26 protein-coding genes are annotated in these 25,950 nt (G+C 63.5%); 6 read left to right on the plus strand and 20 right to left on the minus strand.

All coding sequences use genetic code 11. The features are described 5' to 3' along the window. Positions 1–44: 44 nt before the first annotated feature. Positions 45–935, minus strand: coding sequence for a DMT family transporter (locus tag ASD64_RS10850; protein WP_056104801.1), 891 nt, complete (start codon positions 933–935; stop codon positions 45–47). A gap of 188 nt (positions 936–1,123) precedes the next feature. On the opposite strand from ASD64_RS10850, the gene ASD64_RS10855 reads away from it, so the two are divergent. Beyond that, positions 1,124–1,630: an OsmC family protein gene (locus ASD64_RS10855; protein ID WP_056104802.1), complete on the plus strand. Its 507-nt coding sequence runs from the start codon at positions 1,124–1,126 to the stop codon at positions 1,628–1,630. 109 nt (positions 1,631–1,739) lie between these two features. Here ASD64_RS10855 and ASD64_RS10860 read toward each other — a convergent pair whose 3' ends face one another. Together ASD64_RS10860 and ASD64_RS10865 are read right to left on the minus strand one after the other, a co-directional pair. Continuing rightward, positions 1,740–2,366 carry a hypothetical protein gene (locus ASD64_RS10860; protein WP_056104804.1) on the minus strand — a complete coding sequence of 209 codons (627 nt, stop codon included), beginning with the start codon at positions 2,364–2,366 and terminating at the stop codon, positions 1,740–1,742. Positions 2,367–2,456: 90 nt separating this feature from the next. Next, positions 2,457–3,218 (minus strand): SDR family NAD(P)-dependent oxidoreductase, encoded by a 762-nt coding sequence (locus ASD64_RS10865; RefSeq protein ID WP_056104806.1) that lies wholly within the window; start codon positions 3,216–3,218, stop codon positions 2,457–2,459. Between the two features lie 309 nt (positions 3,219–3,527). On the opposite strand from ASD64_RS10865, the gene ASD64_RS10870 reads away from it, so the two are divergent. Continuing rightward, positions 3,528–3,932 (plus strand): DoxX family protein, encoded by a 405-nt coding sequence (locus ASD64_RS10870; RefSeq protein ID WP_056104808.1) that lies wholly within the window; start codon positions 3,528–3,530, stop codon positions 3,930–3,932. Between the two features lie 39 nt (positions 3,933–3,971). Here ASD64_RS10870 and purF read toward each other — a convergent pair whose 3' ends face one another. The 11 genes from purF to ASD64_RS10925 form a co-directional block, all read right to left on the minus strand. Continuing rightward, the gene (gene purF, locus ASD64_RS10875) at positions 3,972–5,441 is read right to left on the minus strand and encodes an amidophosphoribosyltransferase (protein ID WP_056104810.1); all 1,470 of its coding nucleotides are present in this window, start codon (positions 5,439–5,441) and stop codon (positions 3,972–3,974) included. Between the two features lie 81 nt (positions 5,442–5,522). After that, entirely contained in the window at positions 5,523–6,167 is a 645-nt protein-coding gene (locus ASD64_RS10880) for a CvpA family protein (protein ID WP_056105083.1), read from the minus strand. A gap of 27 nt (positions 6,168–6,194) precedes the next feature. Continuing rightward, positions 6,195–7,610 (minus strand): DNA repair protein RadA, encoded by a 1,416-nt coding sequence (gene radA, locus ASD64_RS10885; protein ID WP_056104812.1) that lies wholly within the window; start codon positions 7,608–7,610, stop codon positions 6,195–6,197. Positions 7,611–7,619: 9 nt separating this feature from the next. Further along, positions 7,620–9,110 carry a replicative DNA helicase gene (locus ASD64_RS10890; RefSeq protein ID WP_056104815.1) on the minus strand — a complete coding sequence of 497 codons (1,491 nt, stop codon included), beginning with the start codon at positions 9,108–9,110 and terminating at the stop codon, positions 7,620–7,622. Positions 9,111–9,303: 193 nt separating this feature from the next. Next, the gene (locus tag ASD64_RS10895; RefSeq protein ID WP_056104817.1) at positions 9,304–10,269 is read right to left on the minus strand and encodes a small ribosomal subunit Rsm22 family protein; all 966 of its coding nucleotides are present in this window, start codon (positions 10,267–10,269) and stop codon (positions 9,304–9,306) included. Between the two features lie 223 nt (positions 10,270–10,492). Then, positions 10,493–10,816 carry a YnfA family protein gene (locus ASD64_RS10900; RefSeq protein ID WP_056104819.1) on the minus strand — a complete coding sequence of 108 codons (324 nt, stop codon included), beginning with the start codon at positions 10,814–10,816 and terminating at the stop codon, positions 10,493–10,495. Between the two features lie 81 nt (positions 10,817–10,897). Further along, entirely contained in the window at positions 10,898–12,217 is a 1,320-nt protein-coding gene (locus ASD64_RS10905) for an SAM-dependent methyltransferase (RefSeq protein ID WP_056104822.1), read from the minus strand. A gap of 169 nt (positions 12,218–12,386) precedes the next feature. After that, entirely contained in the window at positions 12,387–12,965 is a 579-nt protein-coding gene (gene rplI / locus ASD64_RS10910) for a 50S ribosomal protein L9 (RefSeq protein ID WP_056104824.1), read from the minus strand. 240 nt (positions 12,966–13,205) lie between these two features. After that, entirely contained in the window at positions 13,206–13,454 is a 249-nt protein-coding gene (gene rpsR / locus ASD64_RS10915; protein WP_006203718.1) for a 30S ribosomal protein S18, read from the minus strand. Further along, positions 13,454–13,942: a 30S ribosomal protein S6 gene (gene rpsF, locus ASD64_RS10920; RefSeq protein WP_056104826.1), complete on the minus strand. Its 489-nt coding sequence runs from the start codon at positions 13,940–13,942 to the stop codon at positions 13,454–13,456. The genes rpsR and rpsF overlap by 1 nt, the downstream gene beginning before the upstream one ends. A gap of 288 nt (positions 13,943–14,230) precedes the next feature. After that, entirely contained in the window at positions 14,231–14,608 is a 378-nt protein-coding gene (locus tag ASD64_RS10925) for a YkvA family protein (RefSeq protein ID WP_056104827.1), read from the minus strand. Between the two features lie 262 nt (positions 14,609–14,870). On the opposite strand from ASD64_RS10925, the gene ASD64_RS10930 reads away from it, so the two are divergent. After that, complete coding sequence (locus ASD64_RS10930) at positions 14,871–16,031, plus strand: iron-containing alcohol dehydrogenase (RefSeq protein WP_056104829.1); 1,161 nt, start codon at positions 14,871–14,873, stop codon at positions 16,029–16,031. A 4-nt stretch (positions 16,032–16,035) separates the two neighbouring features. Beyond that, a complete protein-coding gene (locus tag ASD64_RS10935; protein WP_056104831.1) occupies positions 16,036–16,470 on the plus strand; it encodes an acyl-CoA thioesterase in 435 nt (144 codons plus the stop codon). On the opposite strand, the gene ASD64_RS10940 is transcribed toward ASD64_RS10935, so the two are convergent. The 5 genes from ASD64_RS10940 to topA all read right to left on the minus strand — a co-directional run bounded on the left by ASD64_RS10940 (position 16,467) and on the right by topA (position 24,069). Further along, on the minus strand, positions 16,467–17,648 hold the full coding sequence (locus ASD64_RS10940; protein WP_056105085.1) for an MFS transporter: 1,182 nt from the start codon (positions 17,646–17,648) through the stop codon (positions 16,467–16,469). The genes ASD64_RS10935 and ASD64_RS10940 overlap by 4 nt on opposite strands. A 162-nt stretch (positions 17,649–17,810) precedes the next feature. Then, complete coding sequence (locus ASD64_RS10945; RefSeq protein WP_056104833.1) at positions 17,811–18,551, minus strand: NUDIX hydrolase; 741 nt, start codon at positions 18,549–18,551, stop codon at positions 17,811–17,813. A gap of 135 nt (positions 18,552–18,686) precedes the next feature. After that, the gene (locus ASD64_RS10950) at positions 18,687–19,121 is read right to left on the minus strand and encodes a DUF983 domain-containing protein (protein ID WP_056105087.1); all 435 of its coding nucleotides are present in this window, start codon (positions 19,119–19,121) and stop codon (positions 18,687–18,689) included. Further along, entirely contained in the window at positions 19,121–21,427 is a 2,307-nt protein-coding gene (rnr, locus tag ASD64_RS10955) for a ribonuclease R (protein WP_056104835.1), read from the minus strand. Before rnr ends, ASD64_RS10950 begins: the two co-directional genes overlap by 1 nt. A 5-nt stretch (positions 21,428–21,432) precedes the next feature. Continuing rightward, complete coding sequence (gene topA, locus ASD64_RS10960) at positions 21,433–24,069, minus strand: type I DNA topoisomerase (RefSeq protein WP_056105088.1); 2,637 nt, start codon at positions 24,067–24,069, stop codon at positions 21,433–21,435. Positions 24,070–24,344: 275 nt separating this feature from the next. Here topA and ASD64_RS10965 point away from each other — a divergent pair, with 275 nt between their 5' ends. Next, a complete protein-coding gene (locus tag ASD64_RS10965) occupies positions 24,345–24,545 on the plus strand; it encodes a hypothetical protein (protein WP_056104837.1) in 201 nt (66 codons plus the stop codon). 84 nt (positions 24,546–24,629) lie between these two features. Here the strand turns inward: ASD64_RS10965 and ASD64_RS10970 are convergent, their stop codons facing one another. Then, positions 24,630–25,007 carry a hypothetical protein gene (locus ASD64_RS10970; protein WP_056104839.1) on the minus strand — a complete coding sequence of 126 codons (378 nt, stop codon included), beginning with the start codon at positions 25,005–25,007 and terminating at the stop codon, positions 24,630–24,632. A gap of 179 nt (positions 25,008–25,186) precedes the next feature. Here ASD64_RS10970 and ASD64_RS10975 point away from each other — a divergent pair, with 179 nt between their 5' ends. Continuing rightward, complete coding sequence (locus tag ASD64_RS10975; RefSeq protein WP_056104841.1) at positions 25,187–25,933, plus strand: cytochrome c biogenesis CcdA family protein; 747 nt, start codon at positions 25,187–25,189, stop codon at positions 25,931–25,933. The last annotated feature ends 17 nt before the right edge of the window (positions 25,934–25,950 follow it).

Raw genomic sequence — 25,950 nt, forward strand, 5'->3', positions numbered from 1 at the left:
TGCGCAGCGACGCGCGTGCTGACACCCTTGTGTCAGGTGAACGGCTAGCCTGCGGGCCTGCCGAACCGCTCGCTGGCGACGATGATCAAGCCGGCGCCTACGATCAACGCCGCGCCGATGAACACCTCGGCTCGCGGCACGTCGCCCCAGATGGCGAAGCCAAGCGCGAAAGCCCACACCAGAGACGTGTATTCGAACGGCGCGATGATCGACACGGGCGCCCGTTTCATGCCCTCGAACAGCAGGAACTGCGCCAGGCCGCCAAGCACGCCGACGCCGACCAAAAGGGCAAGAGAGCGTGGATCGGGCGTCTGCCAAAGTTGCAGCAGCGGCAGGCCGGCAATGACCAGGAAAAAAGCGTTGTTGAGAATGAGCTGGATCAGCGTGCGTTCCTGCAGGGCGATCTTGCGCAAAAGCACGATGGACAGCCCCCAGAGGAAGGCTGCCGCCAGCACGAGCAGAACCGGCATGGAAAATCCGAGCCGAGCCGGGTCGCAGGCGATGAATACGCCGACGAAGCCCAACAGCACGGCTGCCCACCGAATGGCCGGCACCTTCTCGCCGAGCAGAGCGATCGACAGCACGGTGACGATGATGGGAGCGGCGAAATAGATCGTCGTCAGCTCGGCCAATTGCAAATGCTTGGCCGCCGTGTAGTAGCAAAGCCAGGCGATGAGGATGAGGAAGCTGCGCAACAGCATGGCCCGCACGATGGGCGAGCGGGCGGCTTGTGCATAAACCTTCGCGCCTCCGACAAGGCCGCAGCCGATCAGGATCGTGGCGCTGCGGAAAAACAGGATCTGCAGGACGGTGATGTCGGCTACCAGCAGCTTGATGGCCGCATCCTGGGTGGAAAAAAGCAGGTAAGCCAGGCTGGTCAACAAAATGCCGGCCAACACGCTTTGACGCGACTCCAATATGGCGACGTTGGTCATGCGATCTCCCGGCATGGAGGCGTGGCCGGAAAATCGGCCAGACATGCACGCTTCACGCTTACACGATGCCGATGCCCCGAACTGCTGTGCCAGGCCGGCTCATGCTTTGGCTCAGAGCGGTGCGATATTGTCGTGCCGGCCTGTTCGGTGCGTAGTAGAGTGCGAAAAACGCCGAGCGGGAGTGGGCAATGGACGCCGCCGAATTGAAAGCCATGCAATCGCCGCTCAAGGATGCCTATCGCGAGGATGCTGCGCAGGCGGTCATCACGCTGCGGGCGAAGGGTACGCTCGACGATCAGAAGATCGCCTGCAAGGTGGAGACGGGTAGGGCGCTGGCCGTGGCCGGGCTGCACCCCGCCACCGGCGGTTCAGGGCTTGAATTGTGCTCCGGCGACATGCTGCTCGAAGCGCTGGTGGCCTGTGCCGGGGTGACGCTGAAGGCGGTTGCCACGGCACTGGAGTTTCGGTTGGGTTCGGCCACGGTCGAGGCCGAAGGCGACCTCGATTTTCGCGGCACGCTTGGCGTCGCCAAGGATGCGCCGGTTGGGTTTCGCGCCATTCGGCTGGCGTTCCGTCTCGACACGGACGAACCGCAGGAGCGCATCGACGCGCTGCTCAAGCTTACCGAGCGCTATTGCGTGGTGTTCCAGACGCTCAACTCCCGACCGCAACTGTCAGTCAGCGCCGAGCGCTGACATCTGGATTCCCAAAGTGAACGGGCGGACCGGATATCCGGTCCGCCCGTGCCAGGGCTTTCAACGCAACACCGGCCGCGTCGTTGTAGACGCGGCCTCGGTGCGATCCTCAATTGGCGGCGAAGCAGTAGAACAGGCCGTCGCCGCCCGTGCCTTTCAGCGCTTCCTGGCTGCAGCCGCCGCGCGAGGCGTGCGAAGAGTTCCACGATTTGGCGGCTGCCGAATCGTCAAGCCCAGTACGGTCGGAATGGCCCAACATCGCCACCCCTTCCGCGCCGCTCAACGTCCAGTCGCCGCACGTCTGGTCGAGGACTTTGGTCCCGTCCGCATTGGAGCCGGTCAGGATATCGTGGCGGTTGGGGGTGTCGCCACGCCCGTTGATGACTTCGCCCTTCTCGCTGAGCGCCGTCTGCTTGGTCAGGTTGTTGGCGTCGCCATGCAAGGTGGCGACATCGTCGGCGATCTTCTCGCCCTTGGCGTTGAACCATGGACCGCTGCCGATGCGGTCGCGGGCGTCGGTGTCGCTGGTCGAAAGATAGGCATGCCATGTCTTGCCGGTCGCGCCGGCGGCTTCCGCAAGCGACGTGCAATGCGCATCGGCGCCGGCAAGGCCGCCAAGATCGGCACCCTTGCCCGAGCCGGCGCTGGTCACGAAGAAACTCATCGAAGTGTCCTGGGCGAATGCTGCGCCGCCGGCAGCAAGGGTCAGGGCAGTCAGGATCAGCAATGTTCGCATGATGGTGTCCTCCAGCTTGTTGACGGTCGTTGCCTGCTGGAAAACGATAGGGGGCGGCGGAATCGTCCACCAATCACGACTTCGTGTGGCTTATTCCGGCATGCGGTAGGACACCCAGCGGTCGTGCCTGGCTTGGTAGATCATGCCGGTCTCGGTCAGTGCGGGGCTGGCGAGCGTGACGATGCGGGCGGCAATGTCGGAAGGATGCGGCAGCGTTTCCGGATTTTCGCCGGGCACGGCCTGCGCGCGCATCGCTGTGCGCGTGGCGCCCGGATCGACCGCGTTGACGCGCAACGGCATGTTGCGGGTTTCGTCGGCCCAGGAGCGCGCCAGCGCTTCGACCGCGGCCTTGGAAGCGGCGTAAGGGCCCCAGAAGGCGCGAGCCGAATGCGCCGCACCCGATGAAATGAGGATGGCGCGGCCGGCGTCGGACAGCCTAAGCAGCGGATCGACCGAGCGGATCATGCGCCAGGTTGAGGTGACGTTGACGGTCATGACCTTGTCGAAGGTTTTGGCTTCGACATGGCCGAGCGGTGATATGGTGCCCAGCACGCCGGCGTTGGCGACGAGGATGTCGAGCTTGCCCCAGCGCTCGTGGATGGCGCCGCCGAGGCGGTCGATGCCGTCCATGTCGGCCAGATCGAGCGGAACCAGCGTTGCCCCGCCCTTGCCGGTCCTGTTGCGCTCGGCCTTGATCTCGTCGTCCAGTTCTTCCAGTCCGCCGACCGTGCGCGCCACGGCAATGACATGCGCGCCGGCAGCGGCCAGATGCCTTGCAATGAAATAGCCTATGCCGCGCGAAGCGCCGGTAACGACGGCGGTGCGGCCGGTGAGGTCGAGGGCAGGGGTCATTCGGCTATCCAACTGAAGCGTGGGCACCAGATAGGACGAATCCGCCAAAGAAGGAACCCTGTGAGGGGTGATCCATTTTGCCCCAGTCCACTGCATGTCTCCCGAAAGTGGGAGCCGGTTTCGGGACAAAGACATGCATGAACGCAAGTGGCTAAAGCATCGGACCGAAAAGTGGATCCGGTTTTCGGAAATCTGATGCTCAAACAAAGGATCGCGAGACGCTCTAGCGGAATTTTCGGGCCCGGATGTCGGGAATGCCTGCCACTCGGCGTCCTTGGAGCGAAACACGCATTGTTGGAGAAGCAACCCATGGGCAGAACCGTAGCAATCCTGATCGCAAGGCTGATCTTCGCCGGCGTCTTCGCCATGGCCGCCGCCTTCAAGTTCGCCGGCATGGCGGATACGGCAGCCTATATTGCCGCTGCCGGATTTCCGTTTCCGTTGCTTCTGGCTTGGCTCGCGGCGTTCTTCGAAGTGGGGCTGGTCTTGGCATTCCTGACCGGTGCCTTCTTTTCCGAGGCATCACTTCTGGCAGGCGTCTATGTGATCTTTCTGGCGTTCGCCTTCCACGGCCCGTCGCATTGGGAAGGCAACCAGGCCGAGTTCGGCTTCTTCGTCGATCACTTCACCTTCCTGGCCGGGCTGCTCTATGCAGCCATGCACGGGCCGGGCGGGAAGTTCACGGTGAACCACGGCCTGATCTGGAAGCCTTGAGCGATCCGCAAGGCACTTCGACGATTGAAGCCAGGAAGCTTACGATCCGCCCGCCGCCAGCAGCGACAGGGTGCGCACATTGTCGGAGCCTTCGAAATCGGCCAGCCGGGTCGGGTAATCGCCGGTGAAGCAGGCATCGCAGAACTGCGGCTGTTCATTGTTGCGGCCAGCCTCGCCGACAGCGCGGTAGAGACCGTCGATCGACAGGAAACCCAGCGAATCCACGCGGATGAAGTCGGCCATCTCCTCAACCGACATGCGCGAGGCGAGCAGCTTCGACTTTTCGGGCGTATCGACGCCGTAGAAGCAGGAGGCGCGCGTCGGCGGGGATGCGATGCGCATGTGAACTTCCCTGGCGCCGGCGTCGCGGACCATCTGCACGATCTTCTGGCTGGTGGTGCCGCGCACGATGGAATCGTCGACCAGCACGACCCGCTTGCCCTCGAGCATGCGGCGATTGGCATTGTGCTTCAGCTTGACGCCCATGTGACGGATGGAATCGCCGGGCGAAATGAAGGTGCGTCCGACATAGTGGTTGCGGATGATGCCGAGTTCGAACGGCATGTTGGCTTCCTGGGAAAAGCCGATTGCCGCAGGAGTGCCGGAATCCGGCACCGGCACGACGAGGTCGGCCTCCACCGGGTTTTCGCGGGCAAGTTCGGCGCCGATGCGCTTGCGCACCTCATAGACGTTGCGGCCTTCGACGGAGGAGTCCGGGCGCGCGAAATAGACGTATTCAAAGATGCAGAAGCGCGTCTTCTGCTGCTCGAAGGGGAACAGGCTTTCGACGCCCTTGGTGGTGACGACCACCATCTCGCCGGGCTTCACGTCGCGCACGAAGCGCGCGCCGATGATGTCGAGCGCACAGGTTTCGGACGCGAGAATCCAGGCGCCGTCCAGATCGCCCAGCACCAGCGGGCGGATGCCGAGCGGATCGCGGCAGCCGATCATCTTCTTGGACGACAGCGCCACCAGCGAGAAAGCGCCTTCGATCTGGCGCACCGCATCGATGAAGCGGGCGTTGAGGTCGCGCTCCTTGCTGGTCGCCACCAGATGAAGGATGGTTTCGGTGTCCGATGTGGACGAAAAGATCGAGCCCTGTTTCTGCAGCACGCGCTGCACGGTCATGGCATTGGTGATGTTGCCGTTGTGGGCGATGGCAAAGCCGCCGTCCGCCAGTTCGGCGAAGAAGGGCTGGATGTTGCGCATGCCGGCCCCGCCTGTGGTGGCATAGCGGGTATGACCGATGGCGCGGTTGCCTTTCAGGCTGTCGATGACGCGCTGCTTGGTGAAGGTGTCGCCGATCAGGCCAACATGGCGCTCGACGTGGAACTGGGTGCCGTCATAGCACACGATGCCGGCGGCCTCCTGGCCGCGGTGCTGGAGCGCGTGCAGGCCAAGCGTTACGATTGCCGCGGCATCCTGCCGGCCGAAAATACCGAACACGCCGCATTCGTCGTGGAAATGGTCGTCGGCCTCGGCTGAGAGAACGCCCTGTTCGTCTGCCATCAAGGTCAAGCTCCGCTAAAGCCGGTATATAGACTTGTGATTGCCTTAGGGCAACGTGAAGTTCTCAAGTCTTGCCGCGCCTCAGTTGTTGGTCGCCGGCGTCTCTTCGTTCGGCGGTGCATCGGCGCCGTCGTCAGGTGCCGCCGTACCGTCGCTGCCGGGTGCGGGAGCTTCGGTCACAGGCGGAGCCGCGGTGCCGCTATCGGGCGTCTGCTGGCTCTGATTGAGGCGCTTCAGTATGGCGTTTTCCGGATCTTCCGGCAGCAGGCTTTCAAGCTTGGCGCCGACCGATTCCAGCAGCGGCCGCGACTTCGCGGCTTCGATCCAGGCAGGCGCCTTGTCGCCGGCCAGCCAGTTGAAGAACAACAGCCCGACGGCCACCACCAGGATGCCGCGCGCCGCGCCGTAGAGGAAGCCCAGCGTGCGGTCGAGCGCGCCGATGCGCGAATCGATGATGAAGTCGGCAATCTTCATGGTGACGACCGTCACCACGATCAAAGCGACGATGAAGACGATGCCGGCGGCGGCGGCCATGGCGATCTTTTCATTGTCGATATAGGGCTGAACGTAGGGCAGGATCGGCTTGTAGAAGAAGAAGGCCGCCGCTGCGGAAGCCGCCCATGAGGCGATCGACAGCACTTCGCGCGAAAAGCCGCGGACCATCGCCAGCATCGCCGAAACCAGGGTGAAGCCGACGAGAATTCCGTCAAGCAGCGTAATCGGCATGGTCATCGCCCCACTTCATGAGCCGCGTCATTCGTCTTCCTGGGCGCGGCTGCGGCGAGTGCCGGCGATGCGCGCCACCAGGTCTGCAAGCTCGGTGGGTCGAAAAGCACCGGCCCCTATTCCGCCGGTGATCTCCTCACTGCCTTTCGAGCTTGCCAAGGGCAGCACCGCGCTTCCAAAACCCAGCTTTTCGGCTTCCTTCAGACGTTGTTGCGCGTGCGCAACGGGTCTGATGGCACCCGAAAGGCTGATTTCGCCGAAATAGACGCAATCGGCGGGAAGGGCAATACCGGTGAGCGAGGAAACCAGGGCGGAGGCGACCGCAAGATCGGCGGCCGGTTCGGAAATACGGTAGCCGCCGGCGACGTTGAGATAGACGTCATGCTGGGAAAAGCGTACCCCGCAATGGGCTTCCAGCACGGCCAGGACCATGGAGAGCCGCGCGCCGTCCCAGCCGACCACGGCGCGGCGCGGCGTGCCGAGCGAGGAGGGCGCGACCAGAGCCTGGATTTCGACCAGCACGGGCCGTGTGCCCTCCATGCCGGCAAAGACCGCGGCACCGGGCGATTTGGCATGGCGCTCGCCGAGGAACAGTTCCGACGGGTTCGCCACCTCGCGCAGGCCCTTGTCCGACATTTCGAACACGCCGATCTCGTCGGTCGGGCCGAAGCGGTTCTTCACGGTGCGCAGGATGCGGTAGTGGTGGCCGCCTTCGCCCTCGAAATAGAGCACGCCGTCGACCATGTGCTCGACCACGCGCGGGCCGGCGATCTGGCCTTCCTTGGTGACATGGCCGACCAGAACGATGGCGGCACCGGTCGATTTGGCATAGCGGATCATCGCCTGCGCCGCCGCGCGCACCTGGGTTACGGTTCCGGGCGCCGAATCGGCAAGGTCGGTCCACAAGGTCTGGATCGAATCGAGGATGACGAGGTCAGGGCGCTTGCCGTCGGCTATCGTGGCAAGGATGTCCTCGACATTGGTTTCGGCGGCAAGCTCGACAGACGTGTCTGCAACGCCAAGCCGCTGCGCGCGCAGCCTGATCTGGGCCACGGCCTCTTCGCCCGATACATAGACGATGCGATGGCCCCGGCTGGCGAGTGCCGCCGCCGCCTGTGTCAGCAGCGTCGATTTGCCGATGCCGGGGTCGCCGCCGACCAGCAGCGCCGAGCCGCGCACGAAACCGCCGCCGGTGGCGCGGTCAAGCTCGCCGATGCCGGAGACGATGCGCGGCGCATCTTCGATCTCGCCCGACAGCGTGGTGAGCACCACCGCACGCCCTTTGCGGGCGTTGCGGGCCGAAGCCGGACCCGAGCCGATGCCGCCGCTGGTGCCTTCTTCAACCAGTGTGTTCCACTCGCCGCAGGCATCGCACTTGCCGGCCCAGCGCTGATGCACCGAGCCGCAATTCTGGCAGATGAACTGAACGCGGGGTTTTGCCATGCGAGGGGCTTACTCGAACCTCTCCGGCAGGTGGCTGTCCTCGGCCAGGTCGAAGAAGCGGGTGAATTCGCCCTGGAAGCCGAGGCCGATCGTGCCGGTAGGGCCATGGCGCTGCTTGGCGATGATGACTTCGGCCTTGCCGCGGGCCTCGTTCATGTCGTTCTCCCACTGCACATATTCTGGCGTGCCGTGCTTGGGCTCCTTGTTCTTGAGGTAATATTCCTCGCGGAACACGAACATCACCACGTCGGCGTCCTGCTCGATCGACCCGGATTCGCGCAGGTCGGAGAGTTGCGGGCGCTTGTCGTCGCGGTTTTCGACCTGACGCGACAACTGCGACAGCGCAATGATCGGCACCGACAATTCCTTGGCCAGCGCCTTCAGGCCGGTGGTGATTTCTGTCACTTCCTGCACGCGGCCCTGGCTGGCCTTGGCGGACGACCCCTGCATCAGCTGGATATAGTCGATGACGATGACGTCGAGGCCGCGCTGGCGCTTCAGCCGCCGCGCCCGCGCCGCAAGCTGCGCGATCGAGATGCCGCCGGTCTGGTCGATGAACAGCGGCAGCTTCTGCATGGTCTGCGAGCAGGCGACCAGCTTTTCGAAATCCAGTTCGCTGATCTCGCCACGGCGGATTTTTGACGACGGAATTTCGGTCTGCTCGGAAATGATGCGCGTGGCGAGCTGTTCCGACGACATTTCGAGCGAGAAGAAGCCGACCACGCCGCCATTGGCCGCCTTGAACGAGCCGTCCGCCTGCTGCGCCGGTACATAGGCTTCGGCGATGTTGAAGGCGATGTTGGTGGCCAGCGACGTCTTGCCCATGCCGGGGCGGCCGGCAAGCACGATCAGGTCGGAGGACTGCAAGCCGCCCATGCGCCGGTCGAGGTCGCGCAGGCCGGTTGCGACACCGGAAAGGCCGCCGTCGCGCATATAGGCGGCATTGGCCATGTCGACGGCGGTCTTCACCGCATCGGTGAAACTTTCGAAGCCGCCATCGTAGCGCCCGGTTTCGGCCAGTTCGAACAGCCGCCGCTCGGCGTCCTCGATCTGATCGGAGGGCGACATGTCGACCGGCGCGTCATAGGCGATGTTGACCATGTCCTCGCCGACCGTGATCAGCGCCCGGCGCGTGGCCAGATCGTAGATGGCGCGGCCATAGTCGGCGGCGTTGATGACGGTGACGGCTTCGGCGGCCAGCCGGGCGAGATAATGGGAAACCGTCATGTCGCCGACCTTCTCGTCGGCCGGCAGGAAGGTCTTGATGGTCACCGGATTGGCCATCTTGCCCATGCGGATCAGTTCGGCCGAAACCTCGAAGATCTTGCGGTGCAGGGGCTCGTAGAAATGCGCGGCCTTGAGGAAATCGGAGATGCGGTAGAAGGCGTCGTTGTTGACGAGGATGGCGCCGAGCAGCGCCTGCTCGGCCTCGATGTTGTTGGGCGCCTCGCGATAGAGCGGTGTTTCTGGTGTCCCGAACTTGCGCGCTGCCTCAGCCATGATTCCCTCTGACTAAAATCAGGCTCCTCGATATCAGAACGGCGAAAAGGGGTGCTGACATATCTGCATCACAACCAACTGAATGACCTTTCTTGCCCGCGATTCACAGCCAGATGGCTCCGGTGGAAAGAATCTGCATTGACTCGAATCGAGGTCGGGATTTGCAAGAACAAAACAGGAATATATAGCCGCGTCAATCGATGAGCGCATCGCCCCAGTCGACGCGCCGGGCGCGCTTGAAGGCATCGCCGTCACGCTTGGTAAAAAGGCGCTGGCTCGCCTGTCCATCCAACCCGCACAGTTTCAGGTCGACCTTGCCCGATCCGGCCCTGGGCGGGGCAAGCACGCGCGGCCCCGGTGGAGCGACGGGTTGGCGAGTGGCGGCAAGGTAGACGAATTTCTCGTCTTCCCACGGCACGTCGGCATCCTTGGCCAACCGGTGCAGCCGTGAACGCGCCACGCGCCGGGCGAAATGGCACCAGTCGGGCGCTGCAAGCGGGCAGGGACGCTGGTGCGGGCAGGGGGCCAGGATGTGGGCACCAGCGGTGATCAGTTGCGCACGCGCCGCCATGACCCGCTCCCATCCAGCCGGCGTGCCGGGTTCGACGATGAGCAGCGTATCGGTGCTCAACTGCCACAGCCGCTCGATCAGTTTCGGCAGCGCCGAAGGCACGATCTCGTCCAGCACATAGGCAGCGGCGACGAGGTCCGCTGCCGGCAACTCGGCCATGTCGATGGTGGCGTCGCCGCTTTTCCAGTCTGTCGGAAGGGCAAGCAGTCCGGCCAGCCTTTCACCGGTGCGCCGAGCAGCCGTGCTTGCCTCCAGCAAGGTGGCGCGCTCAAGCACCGGCCAGGCGTCGGCAACGGCCCAAAGCACTGTTCCAGGACCGGCGCCGATGTCGAGCAGGCTTGCCGGCGTCCAGTCCGGTCGTGTCTCACCGATGGCGTCAAGGCTGGCGCGCACTGCTGCATAGGTGGCAGGCAGGCGGGTGGCGAGATAGGCCTTGACCGCGAGGTCCTCGCCCATGTGCAGCCGACCGTCGCGCGTCTCTGCCCGGTAGCGCTCCGACAGGGTTTTCGCCGCCGTCTTGATGGTATTCAGCGGCGTATTTTCCAAAAGTTCATCGACGGCTTGCCGAAGCTGTGCGGGCAGTTCCAAGAACTAGGACCAGTCGACATTCAGGTTTCGGGCGTGGCGCGAGCCGGATTTCGGTCCTGAAAAGGAGAAAAGCGCAAGGCGGTGTCGACCACCGTCGAGCATTTTCGACGCAGTCGGGGCTGAAATCCGCTGCGTCCCGCAGGGATATGGCCAAAATCGCCCATTTCCACGTCGCGAAGCCTCGACGGTGGGCAAGCTCCAAACCCTGAATGTCGATTGGTCCTTAGGCTCCGCGTGGCGCAAAAAGAATGACCGAAGCGCCCGTCAGACACACCACGGCGCCGACAAGGTCCCAACGGTCGGGCCGCACGCCTTCGGCCAGCCACAGCCAGCCAAGCGACGCGGCGATGTAGATACCGCCATAAGCGGCATAGGTGCGTCCCGCCGCATCGCTGTCCACCAGCGTCAAAAGCCAGGCGAACAGGATGAGCGAAACCAGCCCCGGCGCCAGCCACAGCGGCGACTTGTCCAGCCGCAACCATGCCCAGAATGCGAAGCATCCGGCGATCTCGGCCAGTGCGGCCGCGGCGTAGTAAACATAGGTCATGAGCGGGCCTCGATGATAGCGAGATCTTATTCGCCGCAATCGGCCCGGTTTACAAGCCGGAACGTGCCGCCGTTTCAGTGCCTATTTCCGACCCGAGACATTGCGGCTGCGAACCGTCTTCGGCGCGGGCTTGGCCTTGCTCGCCGGCCTGTCCTGCGCGACTGCCTTGCCATGCGCCATCTCATGCATCCCCAGCGTCTTCTCGCATTTGGAGATGTAGTCGCGCGTAATCGGCAAGACATCGTTCTTGCGCGTCAGCTGGATCTGGAAATTGACCAGATCCTGCCAGCGGAACGAGGCTTCCGACCCGGACAGGTAGAATTCCCACATGCGGCAGAAGCGTTCGTCGTAGATCGCCTTGACCTTGTCGCGGTTGGCCAGGAAGCGCTCGCGCCAATGCTTGAGCGTTTCGGCGTAGTGCAGCCGCAGGATCTCGACATCGGTGACCGCAAGTCCGGATTTCTCGATGGCCGGCATGATTTCCGACAGCGCCGGGATATAGCCGCCGGGGAAGATGTGCTTGCGGATGAAGGCGTTGGTGGTGGTGGGCGGCGCGGTGCGGCCGATCGTGTGCAGCAACATCACCCCGTCCGGCTTCAGCAGGGTCGCGCATTTGTCGAAATAGGTCTGGTATTGCGTGATGCCGACATGCTCGAACATGCCGACCGAAACGATGCGGTCGAAGCGCTCCGAAAGGTCGCGGTAGTCGCGCAGCTCGAAATGAACGTTGCGCTCCAGCCCCTCCGCATGCGCGCGGTCCGTCGCCACCTGGTGCTGCTCGCTGGAGAGCGTGATGCCCAGAACGTCGGTCTCGAAGGTCTTGGCGATGTAGAGGCCGAGCCCGCCCCAGCCGCAACCGATGTCCAGCACCGTATGGCCCGGCTTGATGCGCAGCTTTGCGGCGATGTGGCGCTTCTTGGCCAGTTGCGCCTCTTCCAGCGTCATGTCCGGCCGCTCGAAATAGGCGCAGGAATACTGCATGTCCTCGTCGAGGAAGAGTTTGTAGAGCGCTCCCGACAGGTCGTAGTGGTGTTCCACGTTCTTCTTGGAGCGGCGGGTCGTGTTCAGCTGTTGCAAGGGGCGGAACGCCAGCCGCGCCGAATTGACCAGCTTGCCCCAACTGGAATCGGTCCACGTGATGCCGACATTGCTGTACACGAGGTTGAGGAAACCCAGGACGCCGCCTTCGACGAAGTCGAGTTCCTGGTCCATGAAGGCTTCGGGAATGGCAAGCGACGGGTGGAGCGCGATGGCTCGCTCGGCGCGCTTGGTGTGGATGACCATGTGCACCTTGTCGCCGGAACCGTCGCCGTAGGTTCTGGTGGCGCCCGTCGGTCCGGTGACGGTCAGATTGCCGGTATGAATGACCCTATCGATAATCTGTTGCAACAGGATGTTCATGGCTCGCCCTCTGTCAGACAGCGCTGCTGGCTGATCTTGCTAAAAAGCGAAGGCTTTGAAAAGTTCCATCTGGCACAAAAAACCCGGGCGCCAGGCCCGGGTTCTTGGTCCAGAAATCGCTTTCCGGAAGTCAAAAGGCTAAAAAGCCGGAATGGAGAGGCCGTAAGGCCTATTCCCCTTCGCCTTCGTCCTCTGCGTTCGGGTCAAAGAAATTGTCCGGCCGGGCGTTGTCGTTGATGTCATCGCCATAGATGGCCTCGGCGGTGGTCAGTTCTTCGCCATGCGCCTGCCGCTCCGCCTCGTCGGTGGAACGTGCGATGTTGAGGGTGATGGTGACCTCGACTTCCGGATGCAGGGAGATCGCCACGTTGGTCAGGCCGATGGTCTTGATCGGGTGGTTCAGTTCGACCTGGTTGCGGGCGACGCTGAAGCCCTCGGCGGTCAACAGGTCGGCGATGTCGCGCGTCGAGACCGAGCCGTAGAGGAGGCCGGTTTCACCAGCCGAGCGAACGGCCACGAAGCTCTTGCCGTCGAGCTGGTCGGCGACCGACTGGGCCTCCGACTTGCGCTCGAGGTTGCGGGCTTCGAGCTGCGAGCGCTGGCCTTCGAACTTCTTCTTGTTGGCTTCGTTGGCGCGCAGCGCCTTGCCCTTGGGCAGAAGGAAATTGCGGGCGAACCCGTCCTTGACCTTGACGGTATCGCCCATCTGGCCGAGGCGCGAAACGCGTTCGAGAAGGATGACTTCCATGTTCTTGTCCTTTCTTGAGCAATTCCGGGAAAAGACGAAACGGTGTTCCGTCCGGAATTGCGTGAAACAAAGTGACAGGCAGAGGAAGCTTGGCGGCGCGTGTCGCGTCCTTTTCGCTGTCCTGCCCGTCTGTGGCAGTTAGAGACGGCAAGCCGGTCTCAACTCGGGATTTTCAGGTTTCCAGCCGTGCCCGTCACGGAGGGAAGGAGACGGGCGGCAAGCCGCCCGCTCCGGAGGGTGTTAACGGACCACGTAGGGCAAAAGGCCGAGGAAGCGGGCGCGCTTGATCGCCTTGGCGAGTTCACGCTGCTTCTTCTGGCTGACGGCCGTGATGCGCGACGGCACGATCTTGCCGCGCTCGGAAATGTAGCGCTGCAGAAGACGCACGTCCTTGTAGTCGATCTTCGGTGCATTGGCGCCGGAGAACGGGCAGGTCTTGCGGCGGCGATGGAAAGGGCGCCGGGTCGGGATCTGGTTGATGTCGACCATTATTCTGCACCTCCTTCAAAGCTGCGCGGGGCGCGCGGAGCACGCTCGCCGCCACCATCGCGGTCGCCGAACGAACGGGCCGGGCGATCACCACGGTCACGGTCGCCGAAGCCGCGCGACGGGCGGTCGCCACGGTCGCCGAAGCCGCCACGATCGGAGCGCTCTTCGCGCTTCTGCATCATGGCCGAGACGCCTTCCTCATGCGCTTCGACCTTGACGGTCATGAAGCGCAGCACGTCTTCGGACAGGCCCATCTGACGCTCCATCTCGGCGAGCGCCGCCGGCGGGCAGGTGAGGTCCATCAGCGTGTAGTAAGCCTTCCGGTTCTTCTTGACCCGGTAGGTGAGGGATTTCAGTCCCCAGTTCTCAACCCGGCCAGTCGAGCCGCCGCCTGCGGTGATGACGCCCTTGAAACGTTCAACGAGCTCATCGACCTGCTGCTGCGACAGATCCTGCCGGGCAAGGAACACATGTTCGTAAAGAGCCATTTGTCTTGCCTTTCTTCGTTTCTCTCCCGGTCCCCGGCGGCAAAAGCCTCTGCAACTTCTCTTGACCCGCCGATTTCCCTAAAAGGGGGCGGTGAAGAAAGGAGCATTTCGAGACGGTCGAGAGCGGAGACACGGGAGGCAAAAGCACTTCTGGCTTCCTGTCGTGGGTTTTGCAAACCTACGGCCCTCCGTTCAGCCCCCAGCCAGGACCGGCAGATTGCGGGCGTCTATACAGGAAATTGGCCGGATGGCAAGCGTCGCGCTGCCGGCGTGCCACCGTGCCGCGCCTCAGCGGCCGACCCGGAATACCCAATATGCTAGCGCGGCAAGCGCCAACACCCAAATCATTGCGATTGCCGCTGCTGCAACAAGGCTTCTGGGGCGGGTTGCGATCAGGGCAGCCTTCGCTCGGTATTCTGCCATGAGTTCGGGCGGAACAAGGCGGATGGCAAGCGCTATGCCCAAAGGCACGATGACCAGATCATCGAGATAGCCAAGCACAGGCACGAAGTCCGGAATGAGATCGATCGGGCTCAGTGCATAAGCAGCCACGGCTCCGGCGACCAGCTTGGCGAGCCAGGGAGTGCGCGAGTCGTGCGTGGCGATCCACAGCGCGACGACATCCCGCTTAAGGCTTTGCGCCCAACGCTTTGCTTGTTTCAACACCGGACGGCGTATACATTGTCTCGCGCATCTCTCGTCGGAAACGCATCCATCGACCCCCAGTGCCATATCATTCTAAAGAAGGGGTAGCGAACGGGTAAATGCGCCTGACCGGGCGTTGCCCATCGATGTTTCCAGTCTGTAAGGTGCCGATGCGATCCGTTTCGCCCGCTGCAGCTTCGGGGGAACGGCTTCGACGATCCGGCAAGCGCGACTGCGTCGATCTGAAAGCACGCCGCAGCCGTCCGCAGATGGAATAACCGACATGACCCCGTTTACTTTCAGCACAACTCCTTCCGTCGTTTTCGAGGCGGGAGCGTCCAGGCGCCTGGGCAAACTTGCCGGGCGCAAGCTTGGCGCCCGCGTCCTCGTCGTCACCGATCCGGGCCTGCGCAAGCTCGGCCTTTGCGACAACGCCATCCGCTCACTGGAGGAGGAAGGCATTGCCGTGACCGTTTTCGACGCGGTCGAAGCCGATCCGTCCCTGGCGACGCTCAACAAGGCGGTGGAAGCCGGCCGCGCCGCTTCGATCAGCGGTGTCGTCGGGTTCGGCGGCGGCTCGTCGCTGGACGTCGCCAAGCTCACCGCCCTGCTGGTCGGCTCGGGCGAGGCGCTCAACGACGCATGGGGTGTTGCCAATGCCAAGGGGCCGCGCCTGCCGCTGGCGCTGGTGCCCACGACCGCCGGCACCGGCTCGGAAGTGACCCCGGTATCGATCATCACTGTGGGCGAGGAGGAAAAGCGCGGTGTCTCGTCGCCGGTCATCCTGCCGGATATCGCTGTGCTCGATGCGGAACTGACGCTCGGCCTGCCGCCTGCGATCACCGCCGCCACAGGCGTCGACGCCATGGTGCATGCGATCGAGGCCTATGCCTCGATGAGCGCCAACAACAATCCGCTGTCGAAGATGCTGGCCCGCCAGGCGCTGCAACTGCTGGGCGCAAACATCGAAACCGCCGTCCACAACGGCAAGGATATCGCCGCGCGCGGCGCCATGCTGCTGGGTTCGATGCTGGCGGGGCAGGCCTTCGCCAATTCGCCGGTCGCTGCCGTGCATGCGCTGGCTTACCCGATCGGCGGCACCTTTCATGTGCCGCACGGCCTGTCCAATGCTCTGGTGCTGCCGCATGTGCTGCGCTTCAATGCACCGGAGGCGGCGCACCTTTATGCCGAGATCGCGACCGATGCCTTTCCCAAGCTCGATGGCGGCGAGGGCGTTCAGGGGCTCTGTGCGGCATTCATCGAGGAACTGGCGTCGCTGTCACAGCGGCTCGGCCTGCCGCCACGCCTGCGCGATGTCGGCATCGGCGAGGCGCATCTGGCCAAGATGGCCTTCGACGCCATGAAGCAGACCAGGCTTCTGGTCAACAATCCCCGCACACTCGGCGAGGCCGACGCGCTGGCGATCTACAAGGCGGCCTGGTGAAACGATGAGCGAGCGCCCGGCACCGTCCACACGCGACGCCTACAAGGTGTTTCGCACCATTCCCACGCGCTGGCTCGACAACGATGTCTACGGCCATCTCAACAATTCGGTCCACTACACCTTGTTCGATACGAGCGTGAACTCTTGGCTGATCGAAAACGGCCTGCTCGACATTCATGGCGGCGACCGTATCGGCTTGGTGGTTGAGACCGGCTGCCGCTATTTCGCGGAGATGGGCTATCCGGACACGATCACGTCCGGTCTGAGGGTGGCGAAGCTCGGCACGTCGTCGGTGCGCTACGAGATCGGCCTGTTTCGCAACGATGACGAGCGCGCGGCGGCCGAAGGCTTCTTCGTCCACGTCTATGTCGCGCGTCAGACGAAGCGTCCGAGCCCTATCGGCGAACAGCTTCGCGCCGCGCTGACGCAGATTGCCTAACCCTTGCTCACCTTGAAGATCATCCGCCCGACAGCCAGAACCATGTAGCCGCCGAAGAAGAACGCCAGCGACCAGCCGAAGCCGGAGGGACCCAGCAGGTCCATGCCGATGCCGATGGCCTGCGGCCCAAGCACCATGCCGATGCCGTAGCACAGGACGAAGGCGGCATTGGCCGAGGCAAGTTCGTGGCCGGACAATTGCGAGCCGAGATGGGCAAGGCCGACCGTGTAGAGCGCCGCCACCACGCCGCCCCACACGAACAGCAGCCCCGCCATCAGGTGCCAGTTCTGCGCGAACAGCGGCATGAAGACCGTGCCAAGCAGGCCGACGGTGGCGCAAATCAGCAAAATGTAGCGGCGATCCCTGACCCGGTCGCTGACCATGCCGATCGGAATCTGCAACAGCACGTTGCCCAGGCCGATCATCGTCAGTAGCAGTGCGGCATCGGCTTCCGAATAGCCGATCCGGCTGCCGTAGACCGGAAAGAGCGCGAAGCCGCCGGTTTCGACTGCGCCGAACACCAGCACGGCCGCCGTCGCGGTCGGCACCAGCCAGATGTAGCGCAGGAAGCCGCTATGCTCCTCTTGCGGCGCGATGACGGGGCTTTCGTTGCGCGCCGCCAGAACCGGGATCGCCGCCAGCGTCACGAAAACGATGGTGACGCCAAACGGCAGGAACCCGCCGCTGCCAAGATGGGCGAACAGCCATGGCCCGGCGGCAAAGCCGAGCGACAAGACGGTCGCATAGATGCCGAGAACCAGGCCGCGCCTTTGCGGCGGCGCCGACGTGCTGATCCAGAATTCGGACAGGATGAACAGGATAGTCAGCGCCAGATGCAGCATCGCGCGAAGCGGAAACCACATCCAGAAAGCCGGGGCGAAATAAAAGCCGACGAAGGCGAGCGCTCCCAGCGCGATCATGGCCAGCATCGTCCAGGCAACCCCGAAGCGCGTCGCCAGCGGCGTGGCAAAAGGGGCTGCGGCAATGGAAGCGATGCCGGCAACCGCCGTGTTGAGGCCGATCATCGAGGCCGAATGGCCGCGAGCCTCGAGGATCACGCTGAGCAGCGGCATGCCGAGGCCGATGGCGATGCCCACCACACTGATCGAGGAAATGGCTGCGATCATCGGCAGCCAGTGAACGCGTTCCTCGGCCTGCGTCTCGATACCAGCCGTCATGCGAGAGGCGTCCATTGGCGATGAGAGCGGCTAACCGGTTGATTCTTGGCCGCTATCGAGAGTCGAAGCGGAAACGATAGCTGATCTGCCTCGAGGGGGCGACCGGCAGGATATAGAGGTGTGTTGTGAACCGCCAAGACGACAAATCCGTTTTGCGAGGATCTAAAGAAGATCGCGAATGAAGCGGTTGTGCAGCATGCGGTAGAACGGAACCGCTCCACCGGGCTGCAACGAGGGGTCGTCGGCAAGGCGCTTTTCCACTTCACCCAATATGGTGCGGGTGATGGTCGGAACGTCCGTTTCCCTGGCTTCGGCAAGCGGCAGCCAGACAAGTTCCTGAAGCTCGTTGGTCGGCCCGCCGCCTGGCAGTTCCACAGCCACGTCGCTGCGCCAGGCGGCAAGGAAGCGTGTGTCGAAGCGCCGGACGCGTCCAGGCGGCGTGATCGCGCGGGCCACGAAACGCACGCCTTCGAGCGAGGGCTGCACGCTGTGGTCGGCAAAGCCCTGCCAGTCATGCTTGCGCGTCGAGAAGGGGCCCTTGTTGCCGATCAGCAGCCCCGCTTCCTCATAGGTCTCGCGGATGGCTGAAAGCGCGATGGCCCTTGCCCGCACAGCACTGGTGCGGCCCGCTCCTGCCGTCAGCTTGGTTTCTTCTGCGGGGTGGAGGTTGGAGACGACCTCGATGCGGCTGTCGGCCGGGTCGGTGCGGCCACCGGGAAAGACGAACTTCCCGGGCATGAAGGCGTGCCTGGCATGACGGCGGCCCATCAGCACCAGGATGTCGCTGCCCTGGCGGTCGAGCAGGAGCAGCGTCGCCGCGTCGCGCGGGCGCAAGGGAGCGGCCTTGACGTCCATTTCGGCGCTTTCGACCTTGTCGACTTCCGCTCTTGTCAATCCATGCATGTGTTCGACCCAACGCACGTCGCTAGAAAGAGGTGGCCGGTTTCGGGGCCGCGACATGTGTAAAAACAGAAACGTATGCCGAAACTGGCCCGGCATGAAAGAGGCGATCGGCAGTGCACCGTTGCGCCGGCTTTTCTAAAGCTCCGGGTGAGCTTCCAGATGATCGACCTCGCCGCCGAAGCCGTGCATATAGTTCGCCCATTGCAGGCCGATGACGGCGCCCTTGATCGGCTGCAAGAGCCCGAGCGCCATGATCAGCGTCAGCGGGACCCAGACGCCGAGGTGCTGCCACGTCGACCAGGCCGAGGTCATCTCCACCGCCAGGAAGCCGCCCAGCACGACGTGCCCGACGATGACGATCACCAGATAGGCGGGAAGATCGTCGGCGCGGTGATGGTAAAGGTCCTCGCCGCAGACGGCGCATTTGTCGACCGATTTGACGAAGGCGCGAAACAGCTTGCCCTCGCCGCAATGCGGACAACGTCCCAGCATTCCGCGCTTCATCGCCGTCCACAACGGCCGCGCTTCCCTGCCGGATTGGTGCTCGCCACCGAAAACCTGTTGTTCCATCATCGTCTCCTGCCGCGCGGGCCCGGTCGATTCTGCGAGGCGCGGGCACGGCCCTTCGCCTTGTGGAACGATCGTTTCGATCCCGGCAGCGGCTTCGGTTCGCTCAGCATCTCGAAGCGCATGGCGCCTGCCAGAGGAGCCACTTCCACGAGACGAACCTCGACGCGGTCCGCAAGCTGATAGCCTTTTCCGCTGCGCTCTCCGAAAAGCGATCGCGCCGTTTCGTCGTAGATATAGTAATCGCCACCCAAGGACGACACCGGAATAAAGCCATCTGCGCCGTACTGCGGCAATTGGACAAATAGTCCCGCCTTGGTCACGCCTGAAATGCGGGCGTCGAAGCGGTCATCGATGCGCTCGGCGAGATAGGCGGCGATCAGCCGGTCGACCGTGTCGCGCTCCGCCGCCATGGCGCGGCGTTCGGAAGCCGAGATCAGCGCCGAGATTTCTTCCAGCCGCGCCTCTTCCTCGCGGGTAAGCCCGCCTTCGCCAAGGCCAAGCGCTGCAATCAGCGCCCGGTGCACGGTGAGATCGGCATAGCGCCGGATCGGCGAGGTGAAATGCGCGTAGCGCTTCAGGTTGAGGCCGAAATGGCCGATATTGGCCGGTGAATACTCGGCCTGGCTCTGCGAGCGCAGCACCACCTCGTTGACCAGCGCCTCGTTGTCGGCGCCGCGCACGCGCTCCAGAATGCCGTTGAACTGCGAAGGCCGCAACTGCGCGCCGCGCGCCAGCGACAGGCTGAGCGTCTGCAGGAATTCGCGCAGCGATTCCTGCTTGGCCAGCGACGGCGCGTCGTGGATGCGGTAGATCAGCGGCTGCTTCTTGTTTTCCAGCGTCTCGGCTGCGGCCACATTGGCCTGGATCATGAACTCTTCGATCAGCTTGTGCGCATCAAGCCGCTCCGGCACCACGACCTTGTCCACCGTGCCGTCTTCCTTGAGCAGGATCTTGCGTTCGGGCAGGTCGAGTTCCAGCGGCTCACGGGAATTGCGGCCGCGCTTGAGCACGCCGTAGGCTTCCCACAACGGCTTCAGCACCGTTTCGAGGAGTGGATTGGTCTTGTCGTCTTGTACGCCGTCGATGGCCGCCTGCGCCTGCGGATAGGCAAGCTTGGCAGCCGACTTCATCATGATGCGGTGGAAGGAATGCCTGACCTTTCTGCCATCCGCTGAAAAAATCATGCGCACGGCGATCGCCGGCTTGTCCTCGCCTTCGCGCAGCGAGCACAGATTGTTGGAGATGCGCTCCGGCAGCATCGGCACGACGCGGTCGGGGAAATAGACCGAATTGCCGCGTTTCAGCGCCTCGCGGTCGAGTGCCGAGCCCGACCGGACATAGGCCGATACGTCGGCGATGGCGACCGTGACGACAACGCCGCCGACATTGTTGTCGTCGGTATCCGGCTCGGCGAACACAGCGTCGTCATGGTCTTTGGCGTCGGCCGGGTCGATGGTGATCAAAGGCAGGTCGCGCCAGTCTTCGCGCTTGCCGAGCGCGACCGGCTTCAGCGCTTCTGCTTCGTCCAGCACGTCCTGCGGGAAGATGTGAGGAATATCGTGGGCATGGATGGCGATCATCGAGACCGCCTTTTCGCTGGTCAGCGAACCAAGCACCGAGATCACCTTGGCGCGCGGCAGGCCGTAGCGGTTGGCGCGCGCCGGCTCGACCTCGACAAGGTCGCCGTTCTTGGCGCCGTTCCGGAATTCCTCGTCGACGATCAGTTCCGGTTGCCGCCGCTCGACCGGCTCGATGCGGAAGCTGCCGTCGGAGAGCACGCGAAACACGCCGAGCACGGCGTCGTTGCGCTTCTCGAATATCTTCATCACCCGCGCCGTATAGGCGGGACCGGACGGATCGTCGGCAGGGAAGGTCTTGGCCAGAACGCGGTCGCCGATGCCGGGCGCAACGCCGCCGCGCGAGACGCGGATCGCCACCACAGGCGGGGTGCCGTTGCCGGAAAACTCCGTCGGATGGGCCAGAAGCACGCCGTCGCCGTCGCGGCCGAATATGTCGAGCACCGCCACATGCGGCACGGCCCCGGCGCGTGACAGGCGCTTGCGTTCCTTGGTCAGCAGGCCTTCGTCGGCCAGGTCGCGCAGCAGGTCCTTCAGCCAGATGCGGTCGTCGCCGCGCAGCGAAAACGCCTTGGCGATGTCGCGCTTGCCGGTCCTGTCCGGGTTTTCCGCGATGTAGCGCAGGATTTCGTCGCGTGAAGGCCGGTAGGTGTCCTTGCCGCCCGTCTTGGGGCGGGTATCGGCTGCGCGCGGATCGCCATGGCTTCGTCCCGAGATCCTGCGCGCCACGCCGGCTAGTCCTTCTTCTTCGATGCCGGCTTTTTCGCCGCGGGCTTCTTGGCGGCTGCCTTCTTGGCCGTAGGCTTGCCGGCTGCCGCTGCCTTACGGAACGGCTTCTTGCCGCCGCCGCCCTTGGCTTCCTTCTCGGCGATGAGCACGAGAGCCTCTTCCAGGCTGACGGATTGCGGGTCCTTGCCCTTCGGCAATGTGGCATTGACCTTGCCGAAATTGACATAAGGCCCGTACTTGCCGTCGCGAACGACGATCTTGCCGCCGCCGTCCGGGTGGTCGCCGAGTTCCTTCAGCGCTGCCGGGGTGCCGCCATTGCGGCCGCCTTTGCCCTTGGACTGCTTTTCCGCGATCACCGTCACGGCGCGGTTGAGGCCGATCGAGAATACATCCTCGATCGTCTCCAGATTGGCGTAGGTTCCGTCATGCAACACGAACGGCCCATAGCGGCCAAGCCCCGCAGAAATCATCTTGGCCGTTTCCGGATGCTGGCCAACGTCGCGCGGCAATGAAAGCAAGGCGAGTGCCTTTTCGTGATCGATCGAGTCGGCGCTCCAGCCCTTGGGCAGGCTCGACCGCTTGGCTTCCTTGCCGTCGCCGCGCTGCACATAGGGGCCGAACCGGCCGGAGCGCAGGGTGATTTCCTCGGCGGTGTAAGGGTCCTTGCCCAAAATCTTGGTGCCGTCCTCGCCGGCCCCGTTTTCGCCGTTGCCATTCTCCGCATCGCCGAGCTGGCGCGTATAGCCGCATTCGGGGTAGTTCGAGCAGCCGACGAAAGCGCCGTATTTGCCAAGCTTCAGCGACAGGTTGCCGGACCCGCATTTCGGGCAGATGCGCGGGTTGGAGCCGTCTTCCCGTTCCGGGAACACCAGCGGTGCCAACGCCTCGTTCAGCGCATCGAGCACGTCGGTGACGCGCAGTTCCTTGGTGTTGTCGACGGCGCTGGAAAAATCCTTCCAGAAGTCGCGCAATACGTCTTTCCAGGCGAGCTTGCCGTCGGAAATCTCGTCGAGTTTCTCTTCCAGTCCGGCCGTGAAGTCATATTCGACGTAGCGTTCGAAGAAGTTTTCGAGGAAGGCCGTCACCAGCCGCCCCTTGGCGTCGGGCACCAGCCGGCGCTTGTCGATGGTAACGTACTGGCGGTCTTCCAGCGTCTTCAGCGTCGAGGCATACGTGGAGGGGCGGCCGATGCCGAGTTCTTCGAGCTTCTTGATCAGCGAAGCTTCGGAATAGCGCGGTGGTGGCTCCGTGGTGTGCTGCGTGGCGTTGATCGCCTCACGCGCCATCTGCTCGCCGGACCGGATTTCCGGCAGGCGGCGGTTTTCCTCGTCTTCGGAATCTTCTTCCTTCTGGTCGGTATAAGCGGCGATGAAGCCGTCGAAGCGGACAACCGAGCCCACGGCGCGCAGGTTGGCGGTGCGCGCGCCGTTCACGGCCTCGATCTCGACCGTGGTGCGCTCGATCTCGGCCGGGTTCATCTGGCTGGCGATGGCGCGCTTCCAGACCAGTTCGTAGAGCCTTGCCTGGTCGGCATCGAGATATTGCCTGACGGAAGCCGGCGTGCGGAAGAAGTCCGTCGGCCGGATCGCCTCGTGCGCTTCCTGGGCGTTCTTCGCCTTGGTGGTGTAGTAGCGCGGCTTTTCCGGCAGGTATTTGTCGCCGAATTCCTTGCCGATGGCGGCGCGGGCGGCAGAAATCGCCTCAGGCGCCATCTGCACGCCGTCGGTTCGCATATAAGTGATGAGACCGGCGGTCTCGCCGCCGATGTCCATGCCTTCGTAGAGCTTCTGCGCCACCTGCATGGTGCGGTTGGCCGAAAAGCCGAGGCGCGACGATGCCGCCTGCTGCAAGGTCGACGTGGTGAAGGGCGGGCCGGGATTGCGCCGGGTCGGCTTGGCTTCGACGGAAACCGCCTTGAAGGTCGCGCCCTCCAGCATCGTCTTGATGCCGTCGGCCTGGTCCTTGTTCTTGATGTCGAGCTTTTGCAGCTTCTTGCCCTCATAGGCAGTCAGCCGGGCCTCGAAATTTTCCTTGCGCGGCGTGCCGAGGATGGCGGCGATGTTCCAATACTCTTCGCGCACGAAGCGCTCGATTTCCGATTCGCGTTCGCAAACGAGGCGTAGCGCGACTGACTGCACGCGGCCGGCAGAGCGGGCACCGGGCAATTTGCGCCACAAAACCGGCGACAGCGTAAAGCCGACCAGGTAATCGAGCGCCCGGCGCGCCAGATAGGCGTCGACCAGCGGCACATCGATCTGGCGCGGATTGGCCATGGCATCGAGCACCGACTGCTTGGTGATGGCGTTGAAGACGACGCGGCTGACCGGCTTGTCCTTCAGTACGCGTTTTTGCTTCAAAACCTCGAGAACGTGCCAGGAAATCGCCTCGCCTTCGCGATCCGGGTCGGTGGCGAGGATCAGGCCGTCGGCATCCTTGACCGCCTTGGCGATATCGGCAAGCCGCTTGCCCGAGGCGGTGTCGACCGACCAGGACATGGAAAAGTCGTCATCGGGCCTGACCGAGCCGTCCTTGGCGGGCAGGTCGCGGACATGGCCGAACGAGGCCAGAACCTTGTAGTTCCGTCCGAGATATTTGTTGATTGTTTTCGCTTTGGCCGGCGATTCGACGACGACGACGTCCATTTCTGCCTGTTCTTTTCGGGTGTAGCGGCTGAAAATGCAGCCATGCCAACATTTTTTGAGATCGTTCGTCAAATGGCCGTGCTTTTCCATCCGGTCAAGGGTCATCCCTGAATTTGGCCCATATACAACCAAAGATTGCATAAAAAGAAACGTTTGCAATTTTAGATAAGCGATCTAGACTTCCGGCTCACTCGAAAGGTGCAAATCACTCTCGGGTCGATTGAGGTGAATTCGGTCGCGCGGTGACGCCGAACGACCGGGCAGGGGCTATTTCGATGCGGCACACCTACACCAGACGGCGCACGGAGACGCTTGATTATATGCAGTCGATGCTTGGCCAGTTGCGCACCATGGCCGAAGCCGAGCGTTGCGACATGCTCGCTTACCTGATCGAGATGGCCTATGTCGAAGCAAGCGACATCATCCGCGGCGAGCGCCCCGCTCGGGTCCAGGATGGCCGCAAGGGCGTTGCGTAGGGTCAGGACCTATTAATTTTGCAGGCCTTGGCAGTGAAACGGCGCTGGCCACGTGAGCGGCCAGCGCCGGAATCAAGGTCGATCTCAGTCCGGCTTGGCGATGTGCCAGACGCCGCCGACGCCGTCGCCGGTCAGGTCGCCGGCCTTCTGGTCTTTGATGAACGTGTAGACCGGCTTGCCGTCATAAGCCCACATCTTGGTGCCGTCGGTGCGGTCGACAAGCGTCCAGTCGCCTTCGGCCTTGGCGTCTGCTTCCGCCTTCAGCGGCGGCCAATTGGTCGCGCATTTGTCGTAGCAGTTGGTCTTGCCGGCTTCGTCCTTGTCATAGGTGTAAAGCGTCATGCCCTTGGCATCGGTGAAGATCTTGCTGCCGCCGGCATCGGCCTCCATCCATGCCGTTGCCGCAAAGCTCGCCGCTGTGCTGAGCAAGAGCGCGGCCAGTCCGACTGTGATCGCCTTCATGATTATTCTCCCTGGGATCGCTTGAAAGGGTCAACGAGGCGCACGCGCCTGCGCGGCCTCACTGTACGAACGTGCTGCCGTCCGGCTTTCTTCCCGGCAGCGGCGACTTGCCACGCAACTGTGACTGGAAGACCTGCCTGCCTGCGGCTATGTGAAAGTCGGCAAACTGGAACGGCGACATGGCTTTGGACATCGGTTACGTCAGTGCGGTCGCAGCTGGGGCGCTCTCGTTCCTGTCACCCTGCGTGCTGCCACTGGTGCCGCCATACCTGTGTTATATGGCAGGCGTTTCGGTCGATGATTTCCGCGGCAATGCCGGCGCTGCCGCCAAGGCTGGTGCGCGCGGCGCGCTGATTGCCGCCTCGGTCGCCTTCGTCCTCGGTTTCTCGACGGTGTTTGTGGCGCTTGGCGCCGGCGCTTCCACCATCGGTCGGCTGCTGCGCGTCTGGCAGGAGCCGTTGGCCATGGCCGCCGGCGTTCTCATCATCGTCATGGGCCTGAACTTCCTCGGCGTTCTGCGCATTCCGCTTTTGTCGCGCGAGGCCCGCTTCCAGAGCCAGGGCAAGCCGGCCAGCGTCGTGGCGGCCTACGTCATGGGCCTCGCCTTCGCCTTCGGCTGGACGCCGTGCATCGGGCCTGTGCTGGGACCGATCCTGACCCTTGCCGGCGGGCGTGAAACGGTTGGCGAAGGCGCGCTGCTGCTTGCCGCCTATTCGCTTGGGCTTGGCATCCCGTTCCTGATAGCCGCGCTGTTTTCCGGTGCCTTCATGCGCTTCCTCGGCAGGTTCCGCGTCCATCTCGGCCGTGTCGAAAAGGCGATGGGCGCGCTTTTGGTGGTTGCCGGCGTGTTCTTCCTTACCGGAGGTGTCCAGGCGGTGTCCTACTGGCTTCTGGAGAACTTCCCCGTACTGGGACGGCTGGGATAGCGATAGGTCCCGTCGTC

Source organism: Mesorhizobium sp. Root157 (assembly GCF_001427385.1).
GTDB lineage: Bacteria > Pseudomonadota > Alphaproteobacteria > Rhizobiales > Rhizobiaceae > Mesorhizobium.